The sequence below is a fragment of the Neisseria sp. P0021.S007 genome, assembly GCF_051956855.1.
Window position 1 is genome coordinate 1 of record NZ_JBQCXA010000309.1, and the last position, 832, is coordinate 832.

1 protein-coding gene is annotated in these 832 nt (G+C 50.4%); it reads left to right on the forward strand.

Annotation, left to right across the window (positions count from 1 at the left end; genetic code table 11):
- The coding region (locus ACTHUR_RS13025; RefSeq protein WP_440398926.1) for an ATPase, T2SS/T4P/T4SS family at window positions 1–832 on the forward strand (832 nt) is incomplete at both ends.

The window sequence follows — 832 nt, forward strand, 5'->3', positions numbered from 1 at the left end:
CCATAAACACGGCCGTCCGATTGACTTCCGTGTCAGCACTTTGCCGACATTGTTCGGCGAAAAAGTGGTAATGCGTATCCTAAATTCCGATGGTACATCGCTCAATATCGACCAACTCGGCTTAGAGCCTTTCCAAAAAGAAATGCTGCTTGAGGCCATCAACCGCCCTTACGGCATGGTATTGGTTACCGGTCCGACAGGTTCGGGCAAAACCGTTTCGCTCTATACTTGCCTGAGTATTTTGAACACGGAAGATGTGAACATTTCGACGGCAGAAGATCCGGCCGAGATTAACCTGCCGGGCGTCAACCAAGTCAACGTCAATGAAAAACAAGGCCTGACGTTTGCTGCCGCACTCCGATCCTTCTTACGTCAAGATCCTGATATTATTATGGTCGGTGAGATTCGTGACTTGGAAACCGCCGACATCGCCATTAAAGCCGCCCAAACCGGCCACATGGTTTTCTCTACCTTGCATACCAATAATGCACCGGCCACGCTGTCCCGCCTTTTGAACATGGGTGTTGCGCCTTTCAACATCGCCAGCTCGGTCAGCCTGATTATGGCGCAAAGGCTGTTGCGCAGACTGTGTCCAAACTGCAAACGCGAAGTTGAACGCCCTCCGGTTCCGGCATTGAAAAAAGCCGGCTTTACCGATGCGGACTTGGCTCAAGATTGGAAACTCTACCGCCCGGTTGGTTGTGACAGCTGCCGCGGTAAAGGATTTAAAGGCCGCGTCGGTATTTATGAAGTCATGCCGGTCAGTGATGAAATGCAAAAAGTCATTATGAACAACGGTACAGAAGTTGATATCATGAACATGGCCTATCAG